The 26,014-nt window shown below is 65.6% G+C and carries 24 protein-coding genes; 15 read left to right on the forward strand and 9 right to left on the reverse strand.

Annotated features, from left to right (window positions below):
* Positions 1-9 precede the first annotated feature (9 nt).
* Genes gspD through gspF form a run of 3 tightly spaced genes read left to right on the forward strand, consistent with a single transcriptional unit; the run spans position 10 to position 5,133 of the window.
* Positions 10-2,355, forward strand: coding sequence for a type II secretion system secretin GspD (gene gspD / locus AB6809_RS19660; protein WP_114156633.1), 2,346 nt, complete (start codon positions 10-12; stop codon positions 2,353-2,355).
* Positions 2,352-3,911 carry a type II secretion system ATPase GspE gene (gspE, locus tag AB6809_RS19665; protein ID WP_053858917.1) on the forward strand — a complete coding sequence of 520 codons (1,560 nt, stop codon included), beginning with the start codon at positions 2,352-2,354 and terminating at the stop codon, positions 3,909-3,911. The genes gspD and gspE overlap by 4 nt, the downstream gene beginning before the upstream one ends.
* A 4-nt stretch (positions 3,912-3,915) precedes the next feature.
* Positions 3,916-5,133 carry a type II secretion system inner membrane protein GspF gene (gene gspF, locus AB6809_RS19670; protein WP_006050806.1) on the forward strand — a complete coding sequence of 406 codons (1,218 nt, stop codon included), beginning with the start codon at positions 3,916-3,918 and terminating at the stop codon, positions 5,131-5,133.
* A gap of 60 nt (positions 5,134-5,193) precedes the next feature.
* Here gspF and AB6809_RS19675 read toward each other — a convergent pair whose 3' ends face one another.
* The gene (locus AB6809_RS19675; RefSeq protein ID WP_006050805.1) at positions 5,194-5,607 is read right to left on the reverse strand and encodes a type II secretion system protein N; all 414 of its coding nucleotides are present in this window, start codon (positions 5,605-5,607) and stop codon (positions 5,194-5,196) included.
* A 157-nt stretch (positions 5,608-5,764) separates the two neighbouring features.
* On the opposite strand from AB6809_RS19675, the gene gspG reads away from it, so the two are divergent.
* The 8 genes from gspG to AB6809_RS19715 are packed head-to-tail and all read left to right on the forward strand — an operon-like array spanning position 5,765 to position 11,794.
* A complete protein-coding gene (gene gspG, locus AB6809_RS19680; RefSeq protein WP_006050804.1) occupies positions 5,765-6,229 on the forward strand; it encodes a type II secretion system major pseudopilin GspG in 465 nt (154 codons plus the stop codon).
* Positions 6,220-6,759 (forward strand): GspH/FimT family pseudopilin, encoded by a 540-nt coding sequence (locus tag AB6809_RS19685; RefSeq protein ID WP_371027008.1) that lies wholly within the window; start codon positions 6,220-6,222, stop codon positions 6,757-6,759. The genes gspG and AB6809_RS19685 overlap by 10 nt, the downstream gene beginning before the upstream one ends.
* A 1-nt stretch (position 6,760) precedes the next feature.
* Complete coding sequence (gspI, locus tag AB6809_RS19690) at positions 6,761-7,195, forward strand: type II secretion system minor pseudopilin GspI (RefSeq protein ID WP_029971197.1); 435 nt, start codon at positions 6,761-6,763, stop codon at positions 7,193-7,195.
* Entirely contained in the window at positions 7,173-7,880 is a 708-nt protein-coding gene (locus AB6809_RS19695; protein WP_371027009.1) for a type II secretion system protein J, read from the forward strand. Before gspI ends, AB6809_RS19695 begins: the two co-directional genes overlap by 23 nt.
* Before the next feature lies 1 nt (position 7,881).
* Positions 7,882-9,042: a type II secretion system minor pseudopilin GspK gene (gspK, locus tag AB6809_RS19700; RefSeq protein ID WP_006050800.1), complete on the forward strand. Its 1,161-nt coding sequence runs from the start codon at positions 7,882-7,884 to the stop codon at positions 9,040-9,042.
* Between the two features lie 28 nt (positions 9,043-9,070).
* Positions 9,071-10,492, forward strand: coding sequence for a type II secretion system protein GspL (gspL, locus tag AB6809_RS19705; RefSeq protein WP_006050799.1), 1,422 nt, complete (start codon positions 9,071-9,073; stop codon positions 10,490-10,492).
* Positions 10,489-10,992 carry a type II secretion system protein M gene (locus tag AB6809_RS19710; protein ID WP_006050798.1) on the forward strand — a complete coding sequence of 168 codons (504 nt, stop codon included), beginning with the start codon at positions 10,489-10,491 and terminating at the stop codon, positions 10,990-10,992. The genes gspL and AB6809_RS19710 overlap by 4 nt, the downstream gene beginning before the upstream one ends.
* 22 nt (positions 10,993-11,014) lie before the next feature.
* Positions 11,015-11,794, forward strand: a complete 780-nt coding sequence (locus AB6809_RS19715) for a type II secretion system protein N (RefSeq protein ID WP_371027011.1) — start codon at positions 11,015-11,017, stop codon at positions 11,792-11,794.
* A 522-nt stretch (positions 11,795-12,316) separates the two neighbouring features.
* Here AB6809_RS19715 and AB6809_RS19720 read toward each other — a convergent pair.
* Positions 12,317-13,906 carry an efflux transporter outer membrane subunit gene (locus tag AB6809_RS19720; RefSeq protein WP_371027013.1) on the reverse strand — a complete coding sequence of 530 codons (1,590 nt, stop codon included), beginning with the start codon at positions 13,904-13,906 and terminating at the stop codon, positions 12,317-12,319.
* Positions 13,907-14,083: 177 nt separating this feature from the next.
* Positions 14,084-14,509 (reverse strand): hypothetical protein, encoded by a 426-nt coding sequence (locus AB6809_RS19725; protein WP_371027014.1) that lies wholly within the window; start codon positions 14,507-14,509, stop codon positions 14,084-14,086.
* A 217-nt stretch (positions 14,510-14,726) separates the two neighbouring features.
* Between AB6809_RS19725 and AB6809_RS19730 the strand changes: the two genes are divergently transcribed.
* Both AB6809_RS19730 and AB6809_RS19735 read left to right on the forward strand, forming a co-directional pair.
* The gene (locus AB6809_RS19730) at positions 14,727-15,287 is read left to right on the forward strand and encodes a MarR family winged helix-turn-helix transcriptional regulator (protein WP_371027015.1); all 561 of its coding nucleotides are present in this window, start codon (positions 14,727-14,729) and stop codon (positions 15,285-15,287) included.
* A 131-nt stretch (positions 15,288-15,418) separates the two neighbouring features.
* On the forward strand, positions 15,419-17,017 hold the full coding sequence (locus tag AB6809_RS19735) for a DHA2 family efflux MFS transporter permease subunit (RefSeq protein WP_006050793.1): 1,599 nt from the start codon (positions 15,419-15,421) through the stop codon (positions 17,015-17,017).
* Between the two features lie 19 nt (positions 17,018-17,036).
* Here the strand turns inward: AB6809_RS19735 and AB6809_RS19740 are convergent, their stop codons facing one another.
* The 4 genes from AB6809_RS19740 to ada all read right to left on the reverse strand — a co-directional run bounded on the left by AB6809_RS19740 (position 17,037) and on the right by ada (position 21,731).
* Positions 17,037-17,570 (reverse strand): hypothetical protein, encoded by a 534-nt coding sequence (locus AB6809_RS19740; protein WP_371027047.1) that lies wholly within the window; start codon positions 17,568-17,570, stop codon positions 17,037-17,039.
* 136 nt (positions 17,571-17,706) lie between these two features.
* Positions 17,707-19,323, reverse strand: a complete 1,617-nt coding sequence (gene gshA / locus AB6809_RS19745) for a glutamate--cysteine ligase (RefSeq protein WP_371027017.1) — start codon at positions 19,321-19,323, stop codon at positions 17,707-17,709.
* 318 nt (positions 19,324-19,641) lie between these two features.
* Entirely contained in the window at positions 19,642-20,559 is a 918-nt protein-coding gene (locus AB6809_RS19750; protein ID WP_371027018.1) for a DNA-3-methyladenine glycosylase, read from the reverse strand.
* Positions 20,556-21,731 carry a bifunctional DNA-binding transcriptional regulator/O6-methylguanine-DNA methyltransferase Ada gene (gene ada / locus AB6809_RS19755; protein ID WP_371027019.1) on the reverse strand — a complete coding sequence of 392 codons (1,176 nt, stop codon included), beginning with the start codon at positions 21,729-21,731 and terminating at the stop codon, positions 20,556-20,558. Before ada ends, AB6809_RS19750 begins: the two co-directional genes overlap by 4 nt.
* A 417-nt stretch (positions 21,732-22,148) precedes the next feature.
* On the opposite strand from ada, the gene AB6809_RS19760 reads away from it, so the two are divergent.
* Positions 22,149-22,574, forward strand: a complete 426-nt coding sequence (locus AB6809_RS19760; protein ID WP_371027020.1) for a VOC family protein — start codon at positions 22,149-22,151, stop codon at positions 22,572-22,574.
* A 36-nt stretch (positions 22,575-22,610) separates the two neighbouring features.
* Here AB6809_RS19760 and AB6809_RS19765 read toward each other — a convergent pair whose 3' ends face one another.
* Positions 22,611-23,165 carry a YaeQ family protein gene (locus AB6809_RS19765; RefSeq protein WP_107710105.1) on the reverse strand — a complete coding sequence of 185 codons (555 nt, stop codon included), beginning with the start codon at positions 23,163-23,165 and terminating at the stop codon, positions 22,611-22,613.
* Between the two features lie 141 nt (positions 23,166-23,306).
* Positions 23,307-24,284: a LysR family transcriptional regulator gene (locus AB6809_RS19770; RefSeq protein ID WP_371027021.1), complete on the reverse strand. Its 978-nt coding sequence runs from the start codon at positions 24,282-24,284 to the stop codon at positions 23,307-23,309.
* A gap of 147 nt (positions 24,285-24,431) precedes the next feature.
* Between AB6809_RS19770 and AB6809_RS19775 the strand changes: the two genes are divergently transcribed.
* The gene (locus tag AB6809_RS19775) at positions 24,432-25,880 is read left to right on the forward strand and encodes an aldehyde dehydrogenase family protein (protein WP_371027022.1); all 1,449 of its coding nucleotides are present in this window, start codon (positions 24,432-24,434) and stop codon (positions 25,878-25,880) included.
* Positions 25,881-26,014 lie beyond the last annotated feature (134 nt).

Below are 26,014 nucleotides of genomic sequence, written 5' to 3' on the forward strand. Positions count from 1 at the left end.
AGAAATCGTATGGCTTTGCGTCGCGTCGCAACGGCGTTGTTGTTGGCTGGCTTGATCACTGCGCAGACCGCACAGGCGCAGGTGACATTGAACTTCGTCAACGCCGATATCGACCAGGTCGCGAAGGCGATCGGCGCGGCGACCGGCAAGACAATCATCGTCGACCCACGAGTCAAAGGTCAGTTGAATCTCGTGTCGGAAAACGCGGTGCCCGAGGATCAGGCGCTGAAGACGTTGCAATCCGCGTTGCGCATGCAGGGCTTCGCGCTCGTCCAGGATCACGGCGTACTGAAAGTCGTGCCCGAGGCCGACGCCAAGCTGCAAGGCGTGCCGACCTACGTCGGCAATTCGCCAAGCGCGCGGGGCGATCAGGTCGTCACGCAAGTGTTCGTGCTGAAGAACGAATCGGCGAATAACCTGTTGCCGGTGCTGCGTCCGCTGATCTCGCCGAACAATACCGTGGCCGCTTATCCGGCCAACAACACGATTGTCGTCACCGATTACGCGGACAACGTGCGCCGTATCGCGCAGATCATCGCCGGTGTGGATACGGCGGCCGGCCAGTCGGTGTCCGTCGTACAACTGAAGAATGCCAACGCGCTCGACATTGCCACGCAACTGAACAAGATGCTGGACCCAGGCGCGATCGGCAGCACGGACGCCACGCTGAAAGTGTCGATCACCGCCGACCCGCGCACGAACTCGCTGCTCATCCGCGCGTCGAACGGCGCGCGTCTGGCCGCCGCGAGAACGCTCGCGCGCGAACTCGACGCGCCGACCAGCATGCCGGGCAACATGCACGTCGTGCCGCTGCGCAACGCCGAGGCAAGCAAGCTCGCGAAAACCTTGCGCGGCATGCTCGGCAAAGGCGGCGAAGGCGGCTCGGCGGGCGGCGGCAACGAGGCCAACGCGTTCAACCAGAATGGCGGCGGCGGCGGAATTGGCGGCAACAATTCGACGGGCACTTCGGGCACCCCGCCGCTGCCCTCGGGCGGACTGAACAACAGTTCGTTGTCCTCGCCGATGGGTGGCGGCGGCGGCGCGGGCGGCTACGGCGCGAACGGCGGCGGTCAATCCGGCGGCCTGCTCGGCGGCGACAAGGACAAGAACGAGGACAATCAGCCGGGCGGCATGATCCAGGCAGACTCGGCGACGAACTCGCTGATCATCACAGCGTCGGAGCCGGTTTACCGCAATCTGCGCGCGGTGATCGACCAGCTCGACGCGCGCCGCGCGCAGGTCTACATCGAGGCGCTCATCGTCGAGCTGAACTCGAACACGAGCGGCAACCTCGGCATTCAATGGCAGGTCGCGAACAACTCGATTTTTGCCGGCACGAACCTCGCCACGGGTTCGAGCAACAGCATCATCAACCTGACGGCGGCTGCTGCGGCGGCGGGCGCAGCGGGCGCGACCGGCGGTCTCGCCAACGCGCTCGGCTCAGGTGTTCAGCAGGGCTTGAACGTCGGCTGGATTCACAACATGTTCGGCGTGCAGGGACTCGGCGCGTTGCTTCAGGCGCTCTCGCAGACCGCGGACGCCAACGTGCTGTCCACGCCTAACCTGATCACGCTCGACAACGAGGAAGCGAAGATCGTCGTCGGTACGAACATACCGATTCAGACCGGTTCGTATTCGAATCTGACGAGCGGCAACGCGAGCTCGGCGTTCAACACGTACGACCGCGTGGACGTCGGCCTGACGCTGCACGTCAAACCGCAAATCACCGACGGCGGCATCCTCAAGCTTCAGCTTTACACTGAAGATTCCGCCATCGTGAACGGCACGACCAACGCGACGACCAACCCGGCCGGCCCGCAGTTCACCAAGCGCTCGATCCAGTCGACCGTGCTCGCCGACAACGGCGAAATCATCGTGCTCGGCGGCCTGATGCAGGACAACTACCAGGTCAGCAACAGCAAGGTGCCGCTGCTTGGCGACATCCCGTGGATCGGTCAGTTGTTCCGTTCCGAGCAGAAGAACCGCAACAAGACGAACCTGATGGTGTTCCTGCGTCCGGTCATCATCGGCGATCGCGATACCGCGCAGGCTGTCACGTCCAATCGCTACGACTATATTCAAGGTGTGCAGGGCGCGTATCGTCAGGACAACAATCTGATGAAGGACAACGACGATCCGGTGGTTCCGCCGAAGCCCGTCGGCCCGAGCCAGGGCGGTTCGACGTTGAACCTGTTCGACCTCGACCAGATGCGCCGTCAGCAGATGCAGCCGCCGCAGCAGCAAACTCAGCCGGGCTCGGCCGCGCCGACAACGCCGCCCGCCACGAACGGCGCTGTGCAAAGTAATCCGGTGCCGGTCGCACCGTCCACCGTATCGCCAGGAGCCAAGCCGTGAGTACGCCGTCCATGCCGCCGTCAGCCTCAACGTCGCCGGCATCGTCGCGAGCCGCCGAGATTGCCTCGGCGGCGATGACAGAGCACGCGGACCACGCCGAACGCGCGGCGCCGTCGGCGATTGCCGCGCGGCTCGTGCCCTACGGCTTCGCGCGCAGCGGCCAGATTCTGGTCGCGCATCAGCACGCCGACAGCCTCGAAGTCTGGATCAGCGAGCGCACCAGCGAGGCCGCGCTCGCCGAAGTCGCACGCAACTTCGGCGCGGTGTCGGTGGTGCGTCTTCCCGCCGACGAACTCGCGCAGGCGATCAACCAGGCTTACGCGCGCCAGGACGGCAGCGCGGCGCAGGTGGTCGGCGAAGTGGAAGGCGAAGTCGATCTCTCGCGTCTGATGCAGGACATTCCCGAAGTGGAAGACCTGCTGGAATCGGAAGACGACGCGCCGATCATCCGCATGATCAACGCGCTGCTCACGCAGGCCGCGCGCGAGCACGCGTCGGATATTCACATCGAGCCGTTCGAGACTTCTTCTGTGGTGCGTTTTCGCGTCGACGGCACGCTGCGCGACGTCGTGCGTCCGAAGAAAGCGCTGCATGGCGCGCTGATTTCGCGGATCAAGATCATGGCGCAGCTCGACATTGCCGAGAAACGTCTGCCGCAAGATGGCCGCATCACGCTGCGCGTGGGCGGTCGTCCGGTCGACGTGCGGGTGTCCACGCTGCCGACAGGTCACGGCGAGCGCGCCGTGCTGCGTCTGCTGGAAAAAGACGCGTCGCGCCTGAACCTCGAAGCGCTCGGCATGGGCGCGGACACGCTCGTCAAGTTCGACAAGCTGATCGGCCGGCCGCACGGCATCGTGCTCGTGACCGGCCCGACGGGTTCGGGCAAGACGACCACGCTGTATGCGTCGATGTCGCGGCTCGAAACCGCGACGACCAACATCATGACGGTCGAAGACCCGATCGAATACGACCTGTCGGGCATCGGCCAGACGCAGGTCAACGAGCGGATCGGCATGACGTTCGCGCGCGCGCTGCGCTCCATTCTGCGGCAGGACCCGGACATCATCATGATCGGTGAAATCCGCGACCTCGAAACCGCGCAGATCGCCGTGCAGGCTTCGCTCACCGGCCACCTCGTGCTGGCGACGCTGCATACCAACGACGCCGCCTCCGCCGTCACGCGTCTGACCGACATGGGCGTCGAGCCGTATCTGCTGGCGTCGTCGCTGCTCGGCGTGCTGGCGCAGCGGCTCGTGCGGCGGCTGTGTCCGGTATGCCGCGAAAAGCGTGTCGAGGAAGACGGGCGCGTGCATTGGCATCCGGTCGGCTGCGACAAGTGCGGTCAATCGGGCTATGCGGGCCGGCGCGGCGTGTATGAACTGCTGCTGATCGACGACGAAATCCGCGCGCTGATTCACCGCAATGCATCGGACGCCGAAATTCTCACGGCCGGCCGCGCGCAAGGCATGCGCACGCTGCGCGAGGACGCGGATCGCTGGCTCGCTTCCGGGCTGACGTCGCTTGAAGAAGTGATTCGCGTGACGGGCGGAGCTTAAGCGCATGCCGGCATTTCGTTTCGAAGCGATCGACGCGGCGGGCAAGGCGCAAAAAGGCGTGCTCGACGCGGACAGCGCGCGCGGCGCCCGCACCAATCTGCGTTCGCAAGGACTCACGCCGCTCGTCGTCGAGCCGGCCGCCACGCGCACGCGCGGCGAGCGCAATCAGCGTCTTTCGTTGGGACGGCGGCTGTCGCAGCGCGAGCAGGCCATTCTCACGCGGCAACTGGCGAGCCTGCTGATTGCCGGCTTGCCGCTCGACGAAGCGCTCGCCGTTTTGACGGAGCAGTCGGAGCGCGACTACATCCGCGAATTGATGGCGGCGATTCGCGCCGAAGTGCTCGGCGGCCATTCGCTCGCGAATGCGCTCACGCAGCATCCGAAAGACTTTCCGGAGATCTATCGCGCGCTGGTCGCGGCCGGCGAACATACCGGCAAGCTCGGCCTCGTGCTGTCGCGGCTTGCGGACTACATCGAGCAACGCAACGCGCTCAAGCAGAAGATCGTGCTGGCGTTCACCTACCCGACCATCGTCACGATCATCGCGTTCGGCATCGTCACGTTTTTGCTGAGCTATGTGGTGCCGCAGGTGGTCAACGTGTTCGCGAGCACCAAGCAGCAACTGCCCTTCCTCACGATCATGATGATGGCGCTCTCCGGCTTCGTGCGGAACTGGTGGTGGGCCGTGCTGATCGCGGTCGCGGTGCTGTTCTATGTGGTGCGTTCGACGCTCAGGCAAGCGGGCCCGCGCTTCGCGTTCGACCGGTGGCTGCTCACCGCCCCGCTGCTCGGCAAACTCGTGCGCGGCTACAACACCGTGCGCTTCGCGAGCACGCTCGGCATTCTGACGGCGGCCGGCGTGCCGATTCTGCGTGCGCTGCAAGCCGCCGCCGAAACGCTCAGCAACACGGCGATGCGCGGCAACATCGACGATGCGATCGTGCGCGTGCGTGAAGGCACGTCGCTGTCACGCGCGCTCGGCAATACGAAGACGTTCCCGCCGGTGCTCGTTCACCTGATCCGTTCGGGCGAAGCGACCGGCGACGTCACGACGATGCTCGACCGTGCCGCCGACGGCGAAGCGCGCGAGCTCGAGCGCCGCACGATGTTCCTGACGAGTCTGCTGGAGCCGCTGCTGATTCTGGCGATGGGCGGCGTGGTGCTGGTGATCGTACTGGCGGTGATGCTGCCGATCATCGAGTTGAATAATCTGGTGCAGTGAGGCGTGGAATGCCGCGGCGCGATTGCGCAGCGGCGTGATGGCTGAACCTGGCGACCAGGCTTAACGCACGTAGATAGTAGGACCCGCGGCGTTCGCCGGCAGGAATACTTCGGAATGCGCGCCATTGCGGTCGATCACGATGGAGCGGGCGCGGACTTCGGAGAGTTTGGCGCCTTGCATCAGCGTGCTGCCGAGCGACACCGCACGCGGCGGCTCGCCACCCACGCTGACGATGGCCGCGGCGCCTTGGGTCAGCGCGAGAATGCCGAACAGATGCACGTCCTGGTTGACCGTGCGCGTGAGCTGTCCGCCGAACAGCGTGGCGGCCTGATCGGTCGAGACCTGCGCGTGCGCGGCGGCTGCGGGCACCGGCGCACCGGACATCGCGGTGAGTGTGATGGTCCAGTAGGTCAGCGTCGCGCAGAACACGGCGAAGAGCGCGAGCGACAGAAGGCGGATTTGGAGTGCGTTCATGCGCACATTGTACGGACTATTGTGAAAATTGCGTTGGGTTGAAAGCCTTCAACTGCATGACATTAAAATGACCGGCCGGGCACGTTCAATGGCACCGCGAGTGCCAGACCACCGAGTCCGCCCAGTCGATAATTCACCTGAAAAGAGGTAGCAAGCTATGCAACTGTCGACCATTCGCCGCACAGCAATTGCGGGTTCGCGCAGCCGTCGTCAACGCGGCTTTACGCTGATCGAAATCATGGTCGTGATCGCGATTCTCGGCATCCTGGCCGCGTTGATCGTGCCGAAAATCATGAGCCGTCCCGACGAAGCGCGGCGCGTCGCCGCGAAGCAGGACATCGGCACGGTGATGCAGGCGCTCAAGCTTTATCGTTTGGACAACGGCCGTTATCCGACGCAGGAGCAAGGTCTGCGCGCGCTGATCGAAAAGCCCGCGACGGACCCCGTGCCGAACAACTGGAAAGACGGCGGCTATCTGGAACGTTTGCCGAACGATCCTTGGGGCAACGGCTATCAATATCTGAACCCCGGCGTGCACGGCGAAATCGACGTCTTCAGCTACGGCGCGGACGGCAAGGCAGGCGGCGAAGGCAATGACGCCGACGTGGGCTCGTGGCAATAGACGATAGCAACGCACGTGTCGCAACGAACCCGCCGCCCCGCGCAGCGGGCGCGGCGTTGCGCGCGCGCGGCCTGCGCCGGCATCAGGCAGGTTTCACGCTGCTGGAAATGATGGTGGTGCTGGTGATTGCAGGCTTGCTGGTCTCACTGACCGCGTTGACGATGACGCGCAATCCGCGCACCGACCTGAACGAGGAAGCGCAGCGTCTCGCGCTGCTGTTCGAATCGGCCGGCGACGAAGCGCAGGTGCGCGCGCGCCCGATCGCGTGGCAACCGTTCGACGGCGGCTTTCGTTTCGACTTGCGCACCGAGGACGGCTGGCGTCCGCTGCGCGACGATCTGCTCAAGCCGCGTCAGTGGGAAGGCGGCGTGAGCGGCGTGACGATCGACTATCCGGGCTCGAATTCGAAGGCGAATCGCGTCGTGTTCGGCACCGAGGCGATCGACGTGCCCGTGCGCGTCACGCTGTTTTCCGCGGCGGGCAGCGCGACGATCGCCGGCACCGGCAATGGCCGCTACGAGGTGCACTGACATGCGCCATCGCAGCAGCAGCAGTAGCAGAAGCAGCAGCACGGCGGCTCGCCGGGCCGTCCACCGCGAGCGCGGTTTCACGATGATCGAAGTGCTGGTCGCGCTCGCGATCATCGCCGTCGCGCTTGCCGCATCGCTGCGCGCGGTCGGCTCACTCGCGACCGGCGAGGCCGATCTTCATCGGCGCTTGCTGGCCGGGTGGAGCGCGGACAACACGCTCGCGCAATTGCGCCTCACGCATGCATGGCCGAATGTCGGCTCGACGAGTTTCGATTGCTCGCAAGGAAATTTGCAGTTGATCTGTACCGAGCAAGTGTCGGCGACGCCGAATCCGGTGTTTCGTCGGGTGGAAGTGATGGTGACGATGCCCGGACGTTCCGGCAATCTCGCCCAGATGGTCACGGTGGTCGCGAATGAAACGAATCGTTCGCTCTGAGCGCCGCCGCGAGCGCACCAGCGGCAGCCGTAGCCGCAGCCGCGCGGGCGTGCATGGCTTCACGCTGATCGAACTGCTCGTCGCGATTGCGATCATGGCGGTGATCGCGGTGCTGTCGTGGCGCGGGCTCGACCAGATCATCCGCGGCCGGCAGACCATTACGAACGCGATGGAAGACGAGCGCGTGTTCGCGCAACTGTTCGACCAGATGCGCATCGACGCGCGTCAGGCCGCTTCCGACGACGAATCCGGTCAGCCGGCGGTGTCGCTCCTCGGCGGCGCATTGCAGATCGTGCGGCAGATGAGCTTGCCCGGCTCCGCGCCGCGCTTGCAGGTCGTGCGTTACCGCGTCACGGAAGGCCGCGTGATCCGCTATGCGTCGCCGCCGCTTGCCAGCGTCGGCGATCTGCGCGCGGCGTCGCGCGGCAGCGAAGGCGAAGGCTGGTCGGCCGTGCCGTTGATGGGCGGCGTCGGCGCAATTTCCGCGCGGCTCTACGTGCCGCGCGTCGGCTGGACCACGCAGATGAAGGACGTGCAAGGCGCGATCACCGAGGCCGACAACAATCTCAAGGTGCCGCAGCTTGGCAATGCTCCGCTGCCGCGCTCGGTGACGGGGCTCGAAGTGAGCGTGGGCGCGAAGTCGCTCGCACGGCCCATCACGGGCGTTTTTTTGATTGGGGAATGAGATGAGATTGTTCTCCTTCAGCGCGGGACGCTCGACGGGTTCTTTGTGTGTAACGCGCGGCTCGCGTAACGCACGGCACACCCATTCCACCCATCAGCGCGGCGCGGCCATCATCAGCGCGTTGCTCGTCGTTGCGCTCTCGGCGATTCTCGTCTCCGGCATGTTGTGGCGTCAGCAAGTCCAGATCCGCCGGATCGAGAACCAGCGTCTGCTCGCGCAGGCGCAATGGGTTGCGCGCGGCGCGCTCGACTGGACGCGTCTGATTCTTCGCTCCGAAGGCGATACGTCCGCGGGCATCACGTATCTCGGCGGCGTGTGGGGCGTGCCCATCGCGAAGACGCGGCTTTCCGACTTCCTCGGTCAGATCGGCGAGGTGCGCGCGCAGCAAGGCGCCGCGACCTACCTGTCGGGTTCCATCGAAGACGCTCAGGCCAAATTCAATCTGCGCAATCTGGTCGCGAGCCCGGCGCCCGGCGTCATGCAACTCGACGTGGAGCAGATCGGCGCGTATCAGCGGCTGCTGGTTTCGCTCGGCGTGAACAGCCAGCTCGCGAAGAACACCGCGGTCCAGGTGCGCGCGAGCCTGATGCAATCGGCGACGCGCTTTCAGACCGTCACATCGACGTCCGGCACGCCGTCGACGCCGGCGATCCAGGGCGGCGCCGCAGGTGGCGCAACAGGCGGCGGCTTCACGGACAAACCGGGCATCGAAGACGGCGAGGACAGCGCCGCGCACGCGCCGCTGCAAATGACGAGCGTCGATTCGCTGCTCGACATTCCCGGCTACACGCCGGAGATGGTCGCGCGCTTGCGGCCCTTCGTGACTGTGCTGCCGACCGTGTCGGCGATCAACATGAACACGGCGCCCGCCGAAGTGATTGCGGCCGTTGTGCCGGGCATGAATCTGTCTTCCGCGCAGGCGTTCGTCGCCCGGCGGCAGACCGTGTTTTTCCATAATGCCGGCGACGTGACGCTCGCGTTGCGCGGCGCGGGCGTTCAGCAGACTTCGATCGATCCAAACCAGTTCGACGTCAACACGAACTACTTTCTGATTCATGGCCGCGTGCAGCACGAGCGCGCCGAAGTGGACCGCACGACGCTCGTCTATCGCGATGCTTTGACTCACACTACGCGTATCGTGCGGGTGCAAGACCAACTATGAACAACGCCTTTCCCAGAGAGAGTGGCCTTTGAGCACGCTGATCGTCTTATTGCCGCCGCGTGATCCGGCGGTGCCGTCGCAGGAATGGCAGTTGCCGGACTTGCCGTTCGTGCTGCTCGACAAGTCGGGACGCACGCAGCGCGCCGGGCGCTCGGCACTTGCGCTGTTGCCGCGCGCGACGTCGACGGTGCTGATGGTCGCCGCGCGCGACCTCCTGATGATGCCCGCCACGCTGCCGCCGCTGCGCGGTCCGAAGCTGCGCCAGGCGCTGCCGAACATCGTCGAGGATCAGCTGATCCAGGACCCGCAAACCTGCCATATCGCCGTGGACCCGCAACCGGCGGCGGGCGGACGGCAAGTGCTGGCGATCATCGACCGAGGGTGGTTCCGCTTTATCTACGAAGCGTTTTCCGCTGCTGGGCACCGCAGTCTGCGTGCGGTGCCGGTTACACGCTGCCTGCCGGAGGCGCGGTTATCCGCGGCGCCGGTCGACGTTGCCGAAACGGTGAGCGCGGCCGAGCCAGCATTGGCGGGCGCCGACGCTTCGCCACGCCGCGATGCCGCCCCGGTGGCAAGCGCGACTGATGCATTGTCCGACGCCGCAACTGGAGCCATGCCGATGGTCGCGGCGGTGCTCGGCGCAGTCGTTCAAACCGCGCCGGCACTGCTGCTGGAAGGCGCGGTGGAAACCGGCACGCCGCGCGTCGAACTGGCGATTGCCCGCGGCGCGCAAGGCGAAGGGCTCGCGGTGCCGGCGAACGCGGTCAACGCGACGCTCGCCGCGCTCGCCGGCGCGATGCCCGTGTCGCTCTATATGCTCACCGAAGTGCCTGGCAACGAGCCGAGTCTCGGCGCAAGCAGCCCGGCGCGGCTTGCCGCGCATGTGCACGGCGCGAGTCCGCTGCCTTTCGAGCAGCTCGCGCGGCGCGCGCTCGCGTGCCGCTTCGATCTGTGCCAGTTCGAATTCGCGTCGCAGCCGTGGCGGCTCGACCGCGCGACGCTGCGCCGCCTGCGCCTGCCCGTGCTGCTCGCGGTCGGCGCGCTGCTGGTCGCGATCATCGGCGCGAATGTGCAGTGGCTGATGCTGTCGCGCCAGCGCGACGCGATCAACACGCAGATGACCGAACTGCTGCTCAACGCGTTCCCGAAGACGACGGTCGTGCTCGATGCGCCCGATCAGATGTCGCGTCAGTTGCAGCAGTTGCGTGTGGCGGCGGGCGAGCTTTCCCCGGACGATTTCCTCTCCATCGCCGATCGTCTCGCGCGCGCGCTGCCGCCCGTGCCCGTCAACGGCATTGCCGCGCTCGATTATCACGACCGGCGGCTCGACGTGACCTTTAAGCCGGAGGTGAAGCTCGATCCCGATTTCGCCGCGCGCCTCGCGCGCAACGGACTGAATGGCGCGATCGACAGCAATACCGGCAAGTGGACCATCAGGAACGGACAATGAAAGCTCAACTCGCGCAAACCTGGGCAGGCTTCTGGGAGCAGCGGACCGACCGCGAAAAGGGTCTGCTGACGTGGGGCGGCGGCGTGCTCGCGGTGGTGATCGCGTGGTCGGTGCTGTGGGCGCCGGCGCAGGAGGGGCGCGCGCGTCTGCGTCAATCGCTGCCCACCTTGCAGCGCCAACTCGCGCAGATGACGGCGCAGGCCAACGAAGCGCGTCAGCTTTCCGGCGCCGCTCAGGGCGTGGCGCCGACCGGCGGCGCGCTGAAGGACGCGCTGTCCGCGTCGCTTGCCGATCATGGCCTCGCGGCCACGCAGGTTCAGGTGATCGGCAACGCGGTGCAGGTGCAGATGAAGAACGCGTCGTTTCCCGTGTGGACGGGTTGGGTCGACGACGTGCGCCGCCAGTTCAAAGTGCAGGTCGCCGAAGCGCACGTGACCGCGCTGAAAGAAGACGGCCAGGTGGACGTGACGGCGTCGCTCCAGCCATCGACGGCGAAATGAGCGCGCTGCCACGGGATCTCGCATGACTTACTGGATGCGGCGCCTGCGCGCCGCGCTGCCTTGGCTCGTGGTCGCGGTGTTTTCCAGCGCGGCAGTGATGCTCGCGATGTTGCCGGCCGCCTGGATCACGCCGCAATTCGCCCATCAGAGCGGCGGGCACGTGAACCTCGTCGACCCGGCCGGTTCGCTGTGGCACGGCTCCGCCACGCTGATGCTCGCCGCGGGCTCCGATATGAGCGCCGCGACGCTGCTGCCTGGACGCATCGAATGGCGCACGGCTTTCTGGCCGCTCTTCACGGGCCGCGTGCGCATGACCATGCGGCAGAGCGAGGCAATGCCGGAGCCGATCACCGTCGACGCCACGCCGCGCAGCGCGAATGTGACGCCCGGCGCGATCGCGGTGCCGGCTTCGCTGCTGAGCGGTCTCGGCGCGCCGTTCAATACGCTGGATCTACAGGGCGACGTGCGGCTCTCGTGGTCCGACTGGCGCAGTTTCAACCGTCAGGCGTTCGGCCAGTTGACGGTCGCGCTAAACGACGTCAGCTCGCGTGTCTCGCCGGTGAAGCCGCTCGGCTCGTATCAACTGGTGTTTCAGGCGGAAGGGGCGTCGTCGACGCTCGAGCTGCGAACCGTCAAGGGGCCGCTGATGCTTAATGGACGTGGGGTCGTGTCGCCGGCTTCGACGTCGTTTCATGGCACGGCGACATCGGCGCCCGAGGCACGCGACAATCTCGCGGGACTGTTGAACCTGCTCGGACGACCGAGCGGACCGGATACGGTTGCGTTGTCGTTCGTGCATTGAGGTTGGTGGGCGGCGGGGGTGGTGATAGACCCGCCGCGCCGAGCCTTTGAGGTCGCGGCAAAAGGGGACGCGGTCGTCGCGTTGCTGCCGCTCGCGCGTTAGTTTGACGCGCGGACGCGCGGATGCTGATAAAGCCGCGGTGCGGTGTTTCGAGCTAGCGACTAAACGAGACTGGTCAACGTCGTCGCTCGGACGTCGAGCTGGACCCGCAGATGCGTCGCGTGGATGCTGCAACGCGCGGAGCGGCGCGTTTGAGCTAGCGGCAAAACGAGACTGGTCAAGGTCGTCGCTCGCACGTCGAGTTCGACGGGCGGATGCGCGGCGCGGGTGCTGACAAAGCCGCGGAGCCGCGTTTTAAGCTGGCGGCAAAACGAGCGGCTGAACGTGCCGCTCGCATGTCCAGTCGGACCCGCGGCGGGTCGTACAGCGCTAGATGCAAAAAAGGCATGACGGGTTTCGTTGGCCCGTCATGCCTCCTTCGCATCTGAACGCTGCACGGCGCGGTGCGCCCCGCTCGCCCGCCTACTTGCTTTGCACTTCCATCTGCGCAGACGTCGCCGTCTGCGCAACTCCTCCCTGCGCGACAGGCGTCGCCGCCGATGACGACGCCGACGCCGGCTCCGGCGCCGCCACCCCACCAGTTTCCCGGTTCATCTGCGACACATCCCAGCCGCCGCCCAGCGCCTTCACCAGTCCCACCGACGACACCATCCGCTGCCCCGCGATGGTTTGCAGCTTCTGCTCGGCCGTGAACGCCGTGGTCTGCGCGGTCAGCACGTTGACATAACCGACCGTGCCCGCCTTGTATTCGTTCGTCACGATGGCAAGCGCCTGGCGCGCCGACTCCACCGCCTGCTGCTGCACCACGATTTCGCGCTCCAGGATGCGTTGCGACGCGAGATTGTCTTCGACGTCCTGAAACGCCGTCAGCACCGTCTGACGATACGTGGCGACGTTCTGGTCATACGCGGCGCGCGCCGCTTCGGTTTGCGCGCGGCGCAGGCCCGCGTCGAAGAGCGTCGCCGCGAGTTGCGGGCCGACCGTCCAGAAGCGCGACGGCGCCGTCAGCAATTGCGAGAACACCGAGCTTTCGAAGCCGCCGCTCGCCGACAAGGTCAGCGACGGAAAGAACGCGGCGATGGCGATGCCGATCTGCTCGTTGGCCGCCGCAGCCTTGCGCTCGGCGGAAGCGATGTCCGGCCGCCGCTCCAGCAGCGCGGACGGCATTTGCGCGGGCACGGCGGGCGGCGTGGCGGTGAGCGGCATCGGCGGGATCGAGAAGGTGGAGGCCGGTTCGCCGACGAGCACCGCGATCGCGTGTTCGTCCTGCGCGCGCTGCACGCCGTTGTCGATCGCGGATGCCTGCGCCGATTGCAGTTGCGTTTGCGCCTGGATCACATCCGAACGCGCGGCCACGCCCGCGGCGTACTGGTTCTGCGTGAGTTGCAGCGAGCGCTGATAGGCGGCGACGGTTTCGTCCAGCAGTTTTTGATTTGCGTCGAGCGCGCGCAGCGCGAAATACGTCTGCGCAAGCGTGGCCTGCGCGGACAGCCGCGCGTTCGCCAGATCGGCCGCGGCGCCTTGCTGGCCGGCCTTCTGCGCATTCACCGAGCGGCCCACGGAGCCCCACAGGTCGGGCTCCCAGCTAGCGTCGAGTTGCAGGTCGTAGCTGTTGCTGACGCCCGAGCGGCTGACGCTCGTCGATCGCGTACTCGACGAAGCACCGCTGCCCGAGCGCGTCGCGCCCGCCGACAAACCGAGGGTCGGGAAGTACGCCGCGCGCGCCTCGCCGACCAGCGCGCGAGCCTGCCGATAGGCGGCCGCAAATTGCGCGATGGTCTGATTGGCGGCGTTCAGCTTGTCTTCGAGCGCATCGAGTTGCGGGTCCTGATAGATCGTCCACCATGCGCCGCGGTCCTCGTGATCCGCCGGTTGCGCGACTTTCCAGCCGGGCGCGGCTTCCTTGTATGAAGCCGGAATCTCGGCGGCGGGGCGCTGGTAGTCGGGGCCGACCGCGCAGGCTGCGACGAGGCCCGCGGCGGCCAGCGCGACGGCGAGGGTCAGGACGCGAGGCGCATAGGTCCGCGCGGACGAGGTTCGGTCAGACTGCATGCATTTTTCCTTCTGGACGCCACGACGCCGCCAATGACGGACGGCGCCGGCTACGATGTGCCGGCATGTTAGCGTATGAGCCCGCTGGGCGCGGGAAACAGAAAGGTTAATGCGGGCAGCGGCGAAGGTGTGTTACTGACGGTGTCGCGAAGGTTACGCGCTGTTACTGGCTGCCGTTCAAACGCGGGCGCCGGTGCGCGAATCGATCCGCGATTCCGTCGATGTCGTCTTGCGCGCGAGCTTGCCGGCTGCGGCCCGGCACGGTGCTTCGCCGCGCGACTGGCAGGCGCTTGCCGCGCCGTGGGCGATGACAGGTGCCGCGCTCTTAACGCCTGACACGCTTGCCGCGTTCGCGAGCGCCGCCGCGCTGTCCACCGACACCGCCTTCGCACCTTTGATGTCCGCGATGCCCTTCAAACCCTTGCGCGCCCGACGATGCTCGAACCACGCCAACACCGCGACTCCCACCGATCCGCCGGGCAGCACGAACAGCACGGCGAACAACGCGAGCTTCCACCAGCGATGCGGGCCCTGGAAGCTGTGCAAAGCGGAATCGGTCAGAGAGCGGCTAAGGCCGCCGAGGGTATTTTTCAGGTACAGCATGGGAGGGACATCCTTGGGTCACGCCGGCCTGGCGGCGGACAAAAAAAGCGGTCAGAACATAGTCTCGGGTGGCGCGGATCGCGTAACTCGTTGCTTAATATAATATTGACTATGCAAGTAAATTTCAAGATACTGTGCGCGATACGTGGCCGCGTTGTTGTTTTTCGGTGTCGCGCGCGTCCAGAATGTGCGTCTGCTGCAATGTTCCTGTACCCAAATGACTGACGGCCCCTACAAAGCGGACGAGATCCGGCTCGATACGAGTCTCGGCTACTACCTGTCGAAAGCGCGCAACGTGCTGGTCGAGCGCACCGACCGCGCGGTCAAGCCGCTGGGGCTGACGGCGCAGCAGATCGGCGTGATCCTGTTGCTCGCTGCCGGGCGCGCGAACACGCCGTTCGAGTTGTCGCGCGTGATGTCCTATGACAGCGGCTCGATGACTCGTCTGCTGGACCGCCTTGAAAAGAAAGGCTTTTTGCAGCGCACGCGTAGCGATGCCGACCGTCGGATGGTCAAGCTGGAGTTGACGCCGCAAGGGCATGAAGCGGCGCAGCAGTTGCCCGGCATCGGCGCGGCCGTGCTGAACGAGCAGTTGCGCGGCTTCTCGGACGCGGACCTCGCGACGCTGATCGAACTGCTCAGCCGTTTCATCGCCAACGGTATCGACTCGGGGACGAACACAGGCTGCGGTTTGTGTGCGGAAGCTGAGCCGCCCGACGACGCAACGGCCGACGACGCACCGCCCGATGATTCATCGCCGGAGAAGGGCGAGCATTAACCGCAGAGCGCCTTCTAGGGGCGCAGTTGTAAAACAATATCTGTCTGGGCAGAGTGTGATGCAGCATGCAAATGCCCGGAGAAACGCGACAAGCCAGGCACGACACACTTCCGCGCTGAGGAGAACAACACATGGCCGCTACGGCTTCCAACGCTGACGAACCCGCAGCTCAACCTGCACACCAGCCCGCCACCCCGCCCGCGGCCGAACCGGCGCCGCTCAAAGGCGGCGCGCTCGCGCTGCTGACCGTCGGGCTCGCGCTCGGCACGTTCATGGAAGTGCTGGACACGTCGATTGCCAACGTCGCCGTGCCGACCATCTCCGGCAGCCTCGGCGTGGCGACGAGTCAGGGCACGTGGGTGATCTCGTCGTATTCGGTGGCCTCGGCGATTGCGGTTCCGTTGACGGGCTGGCTCGCGCGGCGCGTCGGCGAAGTGCGGCTCTTCACGCTGTCCGTTCTGCTCTTCACGATCGCCTCAGCGCTGTGCGGCTTCGCGCATAACTTCGAGTCGCTGATCTTGTTCCGGCTCGTGCAAGGGCTTGTGTCCGGCCCGATGGTCCCGCTGTCGCAAACCATTCTGATGCGCTCGTATCCGCCCGAGAAACGCGGGCTCGCGTTGGGGTTGTGGGCGATGACCGTGATTTGCGCGCCGATCTTCGGCCCGGTGATGGGCGGCTACATCACGGACAACTACACCTGGCCGTGGATCTTCTACATCAACGTGCCGATCGGCCTTTTCTCCGCGGCCTGCGCGTTCGTGCTGTTGCGCGGGCGCGAAACCAAGACCACGCAGCAGCGTATCGACGCAATCGGCCTTTCGCTGCTCGTGATCGGCGTGGCGTGTCTGCAGATGGTGCTCGACCTAGGCAAGGATCGCGACTGGTTCAACTCCACGTTCATCGTGACGCTCGCGGTGATCGCGGTGATTTCGATTGCGTTCATGCTCGTGTGGGAGATGACCGAGAAAGAGCCGGTCGTCGATTTATCGCTCTTTAAGGACCGCAATTTCGCGCTCGGCGTGCTGATCATCTCGTTCGGCTTCATGGCGTTCTTCGGCTCGGTGGTGATTTTTCCGCTGTGGCTCCAAACGGTGATGGGTTACACGGCGGGCCTCGCCGGTCTCGCAACCGCGCCGGTCGGTATCCTCGCGCTGTTCCTCTCGCCGATGATCGGCAAGAACATGCACCGGCTGAATCTGCGGGTGATCGCGAGCTTCGCGTTCATCGTGTTTGCGTTCGTGTCGTTCTGGAACTCGACCTTCACGCTCGATGTGCCCTTCAATCACGTGATCTGGCCGCGCCTCGTGCAAGGCATCGGCGTGGCCTGTTTCTTCGTGCCGATGACGACCATCACGCTCTCGAGCGTGTCGGACGATCGGCTCGCGAGCGCGTCGGGCTTATCGAACTTTTTCCGGACGTTGTCAGGCGCAATCGGCACCGCCATCAGCACGACGTATTGGGAGAACGACACGATTCGCCATCACGCGATGCTGGTCGATAACGTCAACGTCTACACGGCGAACACGAACGCGTACACGAGTGCGCTGGCCGGCGCCGGCCTTTCCGGCGACAGCATCACGGCGCAGCTCAACCAGGTGGTGACCGCGCAGGCTTATATGCTGGCCACCAACGACTTCTTCCGCATTTCGTGCGCGGGCTTCCTCGTGCTTGCCGTGCTCGTGTGGATCACGAAGCCGCGCAAAGGCGTCGGTCCGTCGATGGGGCATTGAGCGGCGCGCAACGCGTCGCTCACTGACTCACGGCTTCGCCAGTGGATGGCGTGACCGACTGTCCTTGCTGCATATCGGGATGCAGGGCGGGATGCACCGCGGCGGACGCGGGCTGCGCCGGCTTGGCATCGGTTCCCTGTGTGCCTGCCGGCGTGCCGCGCACATATTGCTTGAAGTCCGCGCCCGCTTCCCACGGGTTCGGCTTGCAGCCGAGCGAGCCGTCACAATGCGCGGCGAAGCCGATCGTCGCGGTGCCGTCCGGATTCTGCGTGCGGGTGATCTGGTAGGCGAGCGCGCGCTTGCCGCCGTCCGGGCCGGCGGTCTGGATCAGCGTGCTGGTCGCGGCTTCGATCTTGTACTTCGAGTTATTGGCGACCCACGTTTGCGCGCGCTGCCACCAGAGGTCGCACTCGGCCTTGCTCGAACAGGTCAGCGGCGTGGTGGCGATCTGCATGACGTCGGGATCGACTTGTCCCTGCGTAGAGCATGCGGTCGCGGCAACGGCAACGGCAGCCGCGGTAACGCACAGTACGGACAACAGACGTTGCTTCATCACGTTGATCCTCCCTCTTGTTAGCGTGTCCTATCAGTTTGGACCGCGTCGTGTAGAGGGTGTTTCCTTCAGATCAGAGAAACGTGCAAATGCGTGGACAATTTACCGATGCGTGCCGATGCGGCAGCCGCTTCGCTCACACGCTGAAGCGGTTCAACGTATAAGCCCGATAAGCGGCGACGAACGCATCGAACGAGCCCACTTCTTCCCGCTCGAGTTTCGCCTGTTCCTCCAGCGATTGCGTGGCCAGCTCCTCAAACTCCTTTGCCACGTCTGCAGGCAGCGGACGCGCGCGGAAGTGCGCCGCATGCGCTTCGCTCTGTTCAAGACCGAATTCGAGGAAGCTCTGCTGCTTCTCGCGCATGGTCTGCAATACGCGTGCGGACGGCGTCAGCGACGCATCCGCCAGCTTCGCGCGCTGAACCGCAACCGAGCGCGCATGCGCGTCGCCGCCGTTCAGCGCGTCGAGCGCGGCGGCTGCCGCTTCGATCTTGACGAACAGTTCGTCGGCCCATTCAGTCATCGCGATGGTCTGCCCGTCGCGCGTGAGTTCGAGGCCGGGCTTGCGCCCTTCGGTCGTCACGCGCGCGAAGTTCTGGTTCGCCTCGCAATAGGCGGGCGGCGGCAGCGGCGCGCTGTCGTCGAGCGCACACACGAGCAGATAGGCGTCGAGAAAGCGCGACGTTTCGAGCGAAATACCGACCGGCTCGAAGGGATCGATGTCCATGCAGCGCACTTCGACGTATTGCACGCCGCGCGCGGCGAGCGCGTGCAGCGGCCGCTCACCGGGATACGTGACGCGCTTCGGACGGATCGTCGAATAAAACTCGTTTTCGATCTGCAATACGTTGGTGTTGATCTGCACCCACTCGCCGTCGCGCTGCGTGCCGATTGCCTCGTACGCAGGATACGGCTGGCTAACCGCCTTCGCGAGCGCGTCGAGATAACCGGGCAGCGTGTCGTAGTCGGCGTGCAGCGCGGCTTGCGCGGTGGTGTTCGAGTAGCCGAGATCGCTCATGCGCAGGCTGGTCGCATACGGGCGATACAACGTGTCGGCGTCGAAGGTTTCGAGCGTATGTTTGCGCTCGCGCAAGAAGCGGCGGTCGAGCGCGGGCGACGCGCCGAACAGGTACATCAGCAGCCAGTTCGTGCGGCGGAAATTGCGGATCAGCGCGAGGTAACGGTCGGACTGAAAATCGACCGCGTTCGCGGTGGATTGCTGCTCCGCGTGCAACAGCCGCCACACTTCTTCGTTCAGCGAATAGTTGTAGTGAATGCCCGCGATGCATTGCATCGTGCGCCCGTAGCGTAGCGCGAGGCCGATGCGGTACACGTACTTCAGCTTGCCGATGTTCGACGAGCCGTAATCCGCGATCGGAATGCCTTCATCGGTGTCGGGCAATAGGCCCGGCATCGAGTTATTCCACAGAATCTCGTCGCCGAGGTTCGCGTAGACGAAACGATGCAGCGTGTCGAGCTTCTCGAGCGTGAGCACGACGTCGTGCTCAGCGGGCGTGATCAGTTCGATTAGCGCTTCGGAATAGTCGGTGGTCAGCGAAGGATGCGTGAGCGCGGAACCGAGCGCGCGCGGATGCGGCGTCAGCGCGAGCTGGCCCTCGTGCGTCACGCGCAGGCTTTCTCTTTCGATGCCGCGCAGGCCGCGTAGCAGCGCGTCGCGCTGCGGCCCTGAAGTCAGCACGGACAGGCGGTGCAGGAACGCGTCGGTCGTGCGGGATGAGGTCGTGTTTGGCATTGATGCGAGTCGGGCGTTGTCGGCCGCCATGTGCCGCCTGGCTGCTCGCGGGCAGCATGTTGCGGTTGACAACGTTCGGCGGAATTTTCAGTAGCGGGCACTTTAACATCTCGCCACCGCGCCTGCTTGAGGCCGCTTCGGCGGGCGATTGCAGGCCGCCGGGGCGTCTGTTGGCCGGTCTGTTTTCACGCCGGATTCGCGGATTTGGCCACACGGATTCCAGGTTATTGCGGCCATTGCAGCCGCGTTTTTTTAGTGAGCGTGGCGACACGGCATGGCGTGTCGCCACCTTCGCCTTAGACGGCTAGCTCGCGAGCACTAACCGCCGCGCGCGGCCCCGGCCCGATCCGCCACCTCGTTCCACAGATGCATCGCCGCATAAGCGCGCCACGGGCGCCAAGCGTCGGTGCGCGTGCGCTGCTGCGTGGGCCGCACGAGCGACGGGTCGCGCGCGCAGATCGACTGCATCAGCACGAGATCCCACGCGGGCCAGGCGTCGGGGTCGCGCCACGCGCGCATCGCGACATACTCGACCGTCCAGGGGCCGATGCCCGGCAGCGCGAGCAAGGCCGCGCGCAGTTCGCTTGCGTCCGCCGTGGCGCTGTCGAGCGGCACATCGCCCGTCGCGACCGCGTGCGCGAAGCCTTGCAGCGCGGCCACGCGCTTGCCCGGCATGCCGATTTGCGCGAGGTCGACGGCTGCCAGCGCTTGGGGCGTTGGAAAACGCCACGCCGTATTGTCATGCGGATGCCCGTCGATACGCTCGCCCGCCCGCTGCACCAATCGTCCGATGATAGTGGTCGCCCCCTTCACGCTGATTTGCTGGCCGACGATCGCGCGCACCACCAGTTCGAAGCCCGACCACGCGCCCGGCACGCGCAAGCCGGGCGCGGCGTCGATCAGCGGCGCAAGCCAGGGGTCCGCGGCGAGCGCGGCGCCGATCTTCTTCGGATCGGCGTGCAGATCGAACATCTTTGCGATGGGCCCGGCGAGCGCGTCGACGTGACGGCTCACCGGGCCTTCTATGCTCGCGACCAGGCAGCGCTTGCGCGGATGCTCGCGCACGCTGAGCGTGCCGCTGTCGCCGGCCCATTCGATCGCGCGGCGATACGCGCCGTCTTCGACGGTCTCGACGCCGGGCGTCGCGCGTCCGCTGAAAAAGCGCAGCAGGCGCCGCCAGTCGAACGGCGCTTTGTACGGGAGTTCAAGAGTTGCAACGTCGTCGAGCGTGCTCACGCGGCGTGGTCCAGTTTGGTGGCGAGGGGTTGAACAGGCGTCGTTTCGGGGCGGGCGGTTTCGTCGGCGGAAACGCGGTGCGCGTGCTGCGCCTCGTTGTCGAGCAGCGCGGCTTTGCGCGGCAAGCCCCAACGATAGCCGGCAAGCGCCCCGCCCTTTTGCACGACGCGATGACACGGAATGGCAAGCGCAACCGGATTCGTCGCGCAGGCGCTCGCGACCGCGCGCACGGCACGGGGCGCGCCGACGGCTTCGGCGATCTCCGTGTAGCTGCGCGTCTCGCCGTAGGGAATGTGCCGCAGCGCGTCCCACACGCGCTGGCGGAAGGCCGTCGCCGCGATATCGAGCGGCAGGTCGAAATGCTGACGCGTGCCGCGCAAATAGGCGTCGATCTGCGCGACGAACGGCGCGAGCCGCTCGGCATCTTCCAGGAGATCCGCGTTGGCGAATTCGCCGCGCAGTTCGTCGACGAGCAAGGCGGCGTCGTCGCCGAAACCGATCTTGCAGATGCCCTTGGCCGTCGCGGCCACCAGCACGAAGCCGAGCGAGGTCGGCGCGCTGGCGTAGCGCACGGTCAGCCCGGCGCCCTTGCGGCGATATTCGGACGGTGCCATGCCCAGTTCCGCCGACGCACTCTCGTACATCCGCGAAGGCGAATTGAAGCCGGCGTCGAGCGTGGCGCGCGTGACGTCGGCGCCGCGCTTGAGCGCGTCGCGCAACGCGGCGCCGCGCCGCGCAGCCTGATACTGGCGCGGCGACACGCCGACGACCCGCTTGAACAGGCGCTGAAGGTGGAACGGGCTCAGGTGCACGGCGTCGCTCAATTGCGCGAGCGTGAGACGTTGCTGCGGATCGGCGTCGAGCGCGGCGCACGCGCGGTTCACGATGTCGAGTTCGCGCGGCAAGCCGCCCGGCTGACAGCGCTTGCAATCGCGAAAGCCGGCGGCGCGGGCCGCGGCGGCATCGGCGAAAAATGCGACGTTCTCGCGGCGCGGCTGGCGCGACGCGCACGACGGACGGCAGAACACGCCCGTCGTCTTCACGCCGTAGAAGAAAGCGCCGTCCGCGAGCGGATCGCGACGGGCGACGGCTTCCCACCGTTCGTCGTCGGAATGCCAGGCTGCGGTGCGGGCGGTCGTGTCGGTCTCGGCGGGATAATGGGTGCGGTTCATGATGGTCCCGGATGGGTGCTGTCGATGCTCACCAATGTAGGCCGCATCCCGACACACTACGCTCCGGTTCTTGCTCTGTCATTGCGCTTCCTCGTAGCCGGCAGACGCCCGGCCGGCGCCGCTCGGCGTCATCTGACGGCTCGTTTTGCCTCCAGGTGCGACAATTTTGCACGATGTCGGGTTTTCCCCTAAAAAGTTATTGCGTCGCACCAAGCGCATGTGTATATTAGTACCTGTCTCCTCCATGTCTCCTCCTGATATGGATTCAGCCCGCTCCACATAGAGCGGGCTTTTTTTCGTCTATACGTTTTGCGTGCCGGCCGACGCTGCTCGGTATCTAGCCCGTCAACACCCGCCCCGCTTTCCCATAAACTGGCTGTTCTCCGTTTAATAAATCAGCCACGGGAGGCGCTCAATATGAAGATTCATATTCGCGAGATCGACCATGTTGTGATTCGGGCGACCGACGTTGCGTCGATGGCGCGCTTTTACTGCGACGTGCTCGGTTGCAGCGTCGAAAAAGAGCAGCGCGAGCTGGGTCTCACACAGTTGCGGGCGGGGCGCTCGCTAATCGACCTGCTGCAAGTAGGTGCGAAGATCGATCGCCCGGAAAACGGCACGCCCGGCGCGGGACGCAATATGGATCATCTGTGTCTGCGCGTCGAGCCGTTCGATGCCGAGGCGCTCAAGGCGCACCTGGCCGCCCAAGGCGCGCGGATCGGCGAAGAAGGCGTGCGTTATGGCGCGGACGGCTACGGGCCGTCGCTGTATCTGTTCGACCCCGAGGGCAACATGGTCGAGCTCAAAGGACCGCCCGAAGCGGCGCGCGTGACGTCGCTCTGAAGCTCGCGCGGCGCGGGCGGGCGGCTCGCGGCAAAGTCAGGCGTTCGCGGGCGCCTTCAACACCGTCCACTCGATTTTCACGGCGTCGGCTTCAGCGCTACCGAGCCACGCTTCGCCGTCCTGCACGGTGCATTGCAGCCGCATCGTGCGCTCCGCGAGCGAGCCGAGTTCGGCCGCGATGTTTTCGCCGAGCGACCACACCGTCACATTGCGCATGCGCTCGACCTTGTTCCGCACGCCCTGCCACCAGATGTCCGAAGTTCGCCCGCCGTAGGCGATCACAATCACCTCATTTGAACGGCCGCTCGCCTTGGCGATGCGCCGCTCGTCGGGCTGGCCGACTTCGATCCACGTTTCGATCGCGCCGGTCAGGTCCTTTTGCCAGAGATCCGGTTCGTCGACATCCGATAAACCCTTGCAGAATTCGAGCCGTTCCTGCGCGAAGAGCGCGAACGCGGCGACGCGGACCATCATGCGCTCGTCGGTTTCGGACGGATGACGCGCGATGGTGAGCGAATGGTCGGCGTAATAGTGCCGGTCCATGTTGGCGATCTGCAGTTCCGCCTTGTAAATCGTCGATTTGAGAGCCATGCCGTTGCTAAACCAGACGCTCGCCCCACCGGAGCGAACGGAAAATGAATCGTCGACGGCGCGTTGCCGTCTTCCGTGTTTGTTGTACATTTTGCGTCCCTCCCTGCCGTCAGCCGGCCATCTCATGAAGGGAGGAAGCATTTATCGAACCATGGCCGCCTCCGACGGCGCGCCGTACACCTCGCCCGCGGCCTCGCGCAGCGCTTCCAGCACGACCGACGCGGCCGGCGAAAGCAGGTGCGACTGGCGCGTGATGATACCGAAAGTGTCCATCCTGCATGGCAAATCGATCGGCAGGCGCTTCAGCACGCCGTACTGTTGGTACTGGCCCGCCACTTCGTTCGGCAAAACCGCCAACATGTCGCTCTGAAGCAGCAGGCTCGAAATCGCCAGAAAGTTGTTGGTGTTGACCACGTTCTGCGGCGGATTCAGGCCGATCTGCGAAAACATCAGATCGAAACGATGCCGCAACACGCTGCCCGGCGGATGCAGCACCCAGCTCGCGTTGACGATTCCCCGCAGCGTCAGCCCGCTCTCGTTTTCCAGCGGATGGCCCGGCCGCGCGACCACGCACAGCGGTTCGTCGGCGAGCGGTTCGTAGCGGACTTCGGTCTTGAACTGATTTTGCCGCTCGAGCACCCGGCCGATCATGATGTCGAGTTCGCCTTCGGCGAGCCGCGGCAGCATCACGTCCGACGTTTCGACTTCCGCCCAGATCTGCAATTGCGGATAACGCTCCTTCACGCTCGCGATCGCGCGCGGCACCATCGTGGCCGCCGCCGCCGCGATCACGCCGATGCGCACCTGCCCGGCGAGTCCCGCGCGCAGCGCCGAGATTTCGTCGTGTGCGTGGCTCAGATTCGAGAGCACCATGCGCGCATGACGGATCATCACCTCGCCGTACAGCGTCGCGTGCATGCCGTGCGGCGTGCGGTCGAAGAGGCTCACGTCCAGCATGTCCTCCAGTTCCTTGAGGAGCCGCGAAGCCGCCGGCTGCGTCATGCCCAGCACGTCGGCGGCGCGCCGCACGTTGCCTTCTTCCTCCATCGCGGCCAGCAGCAGCAACTGCCGCGTCTTCAGCCGCGCACGCACGAACCAGTTCGAGTAGCTACGCGTCATGGCCTGTCTCCAACATCATTATCGTTGGCGCCATGATGCCATACCGGAATTGTTATCGGGATAGCCTAAAAAGGGATTGGAAAGTTATTGCGCCCGCTCATACCATTCGTGGACTTTCCAGGCTTCTCCCATGGCGCCATTCCGTCGATGAACCGCGATCCGCTCGTCCCGCTCGTTGCCAGCCCGCTGCGCCATTACATCAATGGCGGCTGGGAGACGGGCGCGACCACGGGCGTTTCGCTGAATCCGTCGGATCTCGACGACCCGGTCGGCGAATATGTTCGCGCCGACGTGCGGCAGACCGACAGCGCGATTGAAGCGGCCAATGCGGCTTTCGGCGAATGGTCGCTGAGTTCGGGCCAGCGCCGCGCGGACGCGCTCGACGCAATCGGCAGCGAAATGCTCGCACGCCGCGACGAACTCGGCCGTCTGCTAGCGCGCGAAGTGGGCAAAACTTTGCCCGAGGCGCTGAGCGAAGCCACGCGCGCTGGCCAGACCTTCAAGCTGCTCGCCGCCGATGCACAGCGCGCGTACTCGGAGCCGGTGGCGTCGGCGCGTGCCGGCGTCGAAATCGACATGACGCGCGAGCCGCTCGGCGTGGTCGGCATCATCGCGCCGTGGAGCGCGCCGCTCGCGACTGCGGCGGCCAAGATCGGCGCCGCGCTGGCGCATGGCAATTGCGTCGTCTTCAAGCCGGCGGAATCGACGCCGGCTTGCGCGGCGGCACTCGCTTCCATCGTGAGCCGCGCGGGTTTGCCGGCGGGCGTGTTCAATCTGGTGATGGGCAGCGGCCGGCAGGTCGGCGCGCGGATCGTCGCGCATCCGCTCGTCGCGGGCATCAGCTTCAGCGGATCGGCGGAAACCGGCACGCGTGTGCTGCAAGCCGCGGCGGCGCGTCAGGCGCGCGTGCAACTGGAGATGGGCGGCAAGAACCCGTTCGTCGTGCTGGCTGATGCCGATCTCGACATCGCCGTCGATGCCGCGTTGACCGGCGCCTACGGCTCGACCGGCCAGCGCAGTACGGCAGCGGCGCGTCTGATCGTCGAACGCGCGATCTACGAGCCGTTCGTCGACGCGTTGCAGGCAAGGCTCGCGAAACTCACCGTCGACCATGCGCTGAAGCACGGCACCGACGTGGGCCCCGTCGCGAACGCCGCGCAACTCGAGCGCAATCTCGACTACGTGCGAATCGCGGCGCAGGAAGGCGCGCAACTGCTGCACGGCGGCCGGCGGCTCGAACGCGCGACGCGCGGCTACTTCTTCGAACCGGCGCTGTTCGCGGGCGAAGCCGAGCATCGGATTGCGCGCGAAGAAATCTTCGGACCGCTTGCGGTCGTCTTGCGCGCCGACGATTACGAGCACGCGCTGACTCTCGCGAACGACACCGCCTATGGTCTGTGCGCCGGCATCTGCACGCGTTCGTTGAGCCGCGCCCGGCATTTTCGCCGCCATGTGCATAGCGGCCTCGTCACGATCAATCTGCCGACGACGGCAGTCGAGCATCACGCGCCTGGCGGCGGGCGCAAGGCGTCCGCGTATGGCTCGACCGACGCGGCGTTCTGGACGGCCGTGAAAACGGCCTACGTCGCGAGCTGATCCCGGTGACTCATATGAACGTCGCCGCCCGCATCGATTCCGCATCGGATTTCCTGGCTCACTTTTCAAGTTCCGGCTAACGCCGTGTATCGCCTCGCTGCACATAAACGAAATCAATGCAGCTTTTCAACCTC

The sequence above is a fragment of the Paraburkholderia sp. RCC_158 genome, assembly GCF_041355255.1.
Classification (GTDB): Bacteria; Pseudomonadota; Gammaproteobacteria; order Burkholderiales; family Burkholderiaceae; genus Paraburkholderia; species Paraburkholderia graminis.